3 protein-coding genes are annotated in these 4,168 nt (G+C 70.3%); all 3 read right to left on the reverse strand.

What is annotated here, in order from left to right:
- Positions 1–535, reverse strand: a 535-nt coding sequence (locus U9977_RS26125) for a transposase domain-containing protein (RefSeq protein WP_322751935.1), incomplete at its 3' end; no start/stop codon positions are given.
- A gap of 160 nt (positions 536–695) precedes the next feature.
- Complete coding sequence (locus U9977_RS26130; protein WP_322751936.1) at positions 696–887, reverse strand: hypothetical protein; 192 nt, start codon at positions 885–887, stop codon at positions 696–698.
- A 228-nt stretch (positions 888–1,115) separates the two neighbouring features.
- Positions 1,116–4,168, reverse strand: a 3,053-nt coding sequence (locus tag U9977_RS26135) for an SDR family NAD(P)-dependent oxidoreductase (RefSeq protein ID WP_322751937.1), incomplete at its 5' end; no start/stop codon positions are given.

A 4,168-nucleotide genomic window follows, 5' to 3' on the forward strand; every position in this document is an offset into this window, starting at 1 on the left:
CGGTCATCGCGCGGACCTTCGGTAACACCCCCGGCGCGTCGTCGCGGCCGGCCGGCAGGCCGAACGCGGCGATGGTGTCCTTGGACGCCGGCGCGTCCCACGCCAGCCCGTCGATGCTCATCAGCCGCCACGGGCCGAGAAACGCCCCGACCGTGTCCAGGTCCGCGACCGGCACGGCGACCTGGGAGAACAGTTCCGCCAGCGGCGCCGCGCCGAGCCGCTGGCGGGCCCTGGTCAGCCCACCCGAGGCCGGTTCCCAGGCCGGCGAGGTGACGTCGAGGTCGTCGAGCGTCCCGGCCAGCCGGCGTGCGACCGCCTCGTAGTCGTCGTCCGCGAACAGCGCCAACGCCATCACGAAGTAGGCCACCACGTGCGGCGGGATCGTCGCGTCGCTGCGCCGGGCGCCCTTCCCGGTCGCCTCGATCGCCTCGTCGACCGCATCGTCGACCGCATCGCGCGGCACGAACGACGCCAGGACCCCCAGCGAGATCCGGTCCGTCAGCCGGCTGCCCGCCGCCGTCTCAGTGTCCGTCACACCCCACGATCATGCCGTCAACCAGGCAGAACTACCGCAAACGACACACCAGCCACGACCAAGATCTAACTAGCGTCAGTGGCATTGCGGCTGAGCTCGTTATCTTGACCCGGATTACGAGCTGGGGGAGGACATTGATGACCATGGTGAGTGGGCGGGGTCATGGTCGAGCGGCACGGGAGTGCTTGGCGGTCTCCAACAATGCGATGGGATCGACGATTCGACCCTCTGCGGCCTCGTGGTCGTAGACATGGCGCACAAGGTCAAGCCATTGGCGGTGCTTGGTGATCGTCACGAAGCCGGCGACGACGCCTGGCGAGAGGACGAGGGCGAGGAGGAAGTGGAAGTCCACCGGGGCTCCTGGCTCAGGCGATCCACGATGCCCGAATGGTCCCCCCTTGGATCGCGTAAGCGATTGTATCATTGCTTATCCTAGCGGGGTCCACGTCGGCCTTCCCGCCCGCCGCGATCCCACAACAGAGATCGCATACGACAGGTGGATGGCCTTCGAGATCGCGGAAAGTGGAGCGGGACAGTCCGCCGCACATGCATCGATCGACCCAGGGCGCCACGTCGGCGCTCATACGGCGCCCGCCGGGATAACTTCGCCCTCGTCAGGTGCGGCCGACCTTTCCCCGCCGCTCAGCACCTCGGCGAGGTACTCGGCCAGCGCCGCCACGGTTGGCCGGTTCCACAGCAGCGTCGCCGGCAGCGGGACACGGAACAGCTTCTCCAGGCGTCGCCGGATAACCAGGGTCATCACTGAGTCCAGGCCCATCTCCAGCAGCGGTTTGCCGGTGTCCAGCTCCTGGGGAGCCAGCTTGATCTCCTCGGCGACCTGTGTGCGGACCATGTCCATGAGCTGGTCAAGCAGTTCGGCGGGTTCGAGTGCCGACCAGTCGTCGGCGGGGCCGGATCTGCCCGCGACCGTCTCCTCGACGGTGATCTCCCGCAGCAGCGGTGGTCTCGGCATGCCGGAATCCACTGTGATCATGGGTAGGACCGCGCAGTGCGTGCCGACACGCCGCTCGGCGAAATCCCAGGCGCGCAATGCCTCGAGGGGCGAGATGTCCGCAGTGCCACGGGCGTTGAGTTCAAGGTCGATCATGGTCGAGGATGTCGACATGCCCAGCCCTCGCCACGAGGTCCAGCCGAAGCTGATCGTATCGTCACCCCGGTGGGCGGCCAGCGCGTCCAGGAAGGCGTTCGCCGCGCCGGAGCTCGCCTGACCCGGCAGGCCCAGCAGGTACCCGCAGAAGGAGAACATCGCGAAGAAGTCCACGCTGCCTGGCGGGAAGAGTTCGTGCAGGACGAGCGCGCCGTGCGCTGTGGGCGCCATCACCGCGGCCAGCGAGTCCTCGTCCAGCTCGCCGAGCATCCGGTCGTCCGATATCCCGGCGGCGTGCACGATCCCGACGATGGGCGGCAGGCCGAGCGCCGCCGGGTCGAGCGCCGTCCGAATCGCCGCGGCGTCGGTGATGTCGAGGGAGAGGACCTTGACCGTGACGCCGAGGGATTCCAGCGCCCGCACCGCCTCGATCTGGGCGAGGATCCGCTCGTCCGAACAACAGTCCCACTCCGCCCTTTCCGGGAAGGGGCGCCGGCTTGCGAGGACGAGCCGATGTGCGCCGCGTCCGGCCAGGAAGCGCGCTACCTCGAGGCCGAGCGCTCCCATCCCACCGGTGACCAGATATGTGCCGTCCGGGCGGAACGTGGGCGCGGGGCGAACGATGTGGCCGGGCACAGGCAGGAGGCGCGACGTTGTCGTCCGACCCTCGATGATCCGCACCGCGTCCTCGTCGGGTCGCGCGCGCAGGACCGCGAGCAGCCGCTCGGCCGATGCGGCCAGGTGGTCGCTGTCGATGATCCCGCCCCACAGCTCGGGCTGTTCCCCGGCGATGACGCGGCCGACGCCCCACATGGAAGCGCCGGTGAGCGAGCCGTCCGGCACACCGCTGGTCACCGCCCAGATTCTCGGTCGCCCGCCCGTCCAGCCCGACACACGCTGGGCGACGCAGGCGAGCAGCCATGCGGAGCGCTGCGCGCTGTCAGCCTCGTTGTCGCCCTGCGGTGTCGGGCCGACCAGCACCGCTGTGTTCGCGCCTGCTCGGTCACGCAATCCGTCCAGGGCGTCGGCGTCCGCAACCTGCCAGATCGCAATCCCCGCGTCCCGCGCCGCGTCCGCGATCGCCTCGAGTGGCGTGCCGACGATGACGACCGCGTCGAGGGCGCAGGTGTCCTCCGCCACCGTCAGGGGCCGCCAGACGATCTCGTGGACGAGCCTGCTCGGACTGGCAGCGGCGCCCGGGTCGCCGTCGAGCACCGCGTAGCGCAAGCCGGTCAGGGTCGCGACGACACGGCCGTCGACAGTGGCGATGTCGACGTCCGCGGTGTCTGTGGGGCGCTCCACGCTGGTGCGGATGTATATGAGGGCCTGTGATGGTGAGTCACCGTTGAACGCCACCTGCCTGATCCCGGCGGGCATCCGCAGAGTCGGCGGCCCGCCGAAGACCACCGATGCGATGGACAGCGCAGCGTCCAACACCGACGCCCACGTCGGGGCGGCCCCGTAGCCGGAGTCCACCGCGGCGAACAGCCGTTGGCCGTCGAGCACGCGCAGCTCGGTTATGTGCCAGGGGAAGCCCATCGCCGCGACGCCGATGCCGGCGAGACGGTCGACGACGAAGTCGTTCGGTAGGACGTCCGGGCAGCTCGCACGCAACGCGGCGAGCTCAAGCGTCCGCTCGGCGACCGCACCAAGCGGATCAACGGCGGCCGTGGTGTGGGTGAGCCAGACACCGTCGCCCTCGCCCGTGCCGCCGACGCCGGTGCCGCCGACGCCCGTGCCGCCGTCGCCCGTGCCGCCGACGCGCCGGGAGCTCAGCCGCAGCGTCGAATCCTGGCAGGAGATCTGGATCTCGCGCGGTGCGCTGACCACGACCGGAGTGCGCAGCACGATGTCGGCGAGCGCGGCCAACGAGCCGCCGTTCGAGGCGGCGGTGGCGAAGGTGTGCAGCAACACGGCCGCGGGAATGATCTCTACGGTGTGTACCGGATGGTCGCCGGGGTAGGGCCGGCAGGTCAGGTCGAGGTAGGTCTGCCAGAGCTCAAGCCGACCCGAACCGACCACGACGGTGTGGCCGCCGAGCAGGGTGTGGCGCTCGACGTCGTGAGAGCGCACGGGCCGGCTCACGGCGGAGTCGCGCCAGTAGCGCCGGTGTCGCCACGGCGTCGTGGGCAACTCGGCCAGCGGCTGCCCGCCGGACGCGCGGCGTGCTTCGACGCCCGCGCAGTGCAGTGCAGCAACGTTGGCGAGCAGCGTGCGCTGGTCGGGGGTGCCACGCCGGAGCGAGCCGCCGACGTAGCCGTCCGCGATTCCCAGCGCGTCCAGGGTCTCGGCCACCGAATGCGCGACGACGGGGTGTGCGGAGATCTCGACAAAGGCGGTGTAGCCGTCTTCGGCCGCCGCCTGTACAGCCGCCGCGAACCGGACGGGGTTGCGCAGGTTGGCCGCCCAGTAGGCGCCGTCACGCAGCGGTTCCGCGCGCGGGTCGGCCAGCGCGGTGGTGTAGACCGGGATCGAGGCGATGTCCGGGCAGAGCCCGTTCGCCGCCGCGACCAGCCTGTCCAACA

This window comes from Protofrankia sp. Cas8 (genome assembly GCF_963555845.1).
GTDB lineage: Bacteria > Actinomycetota > Actinomycetes > Frankiales > Frankiaceae > Protofrankia.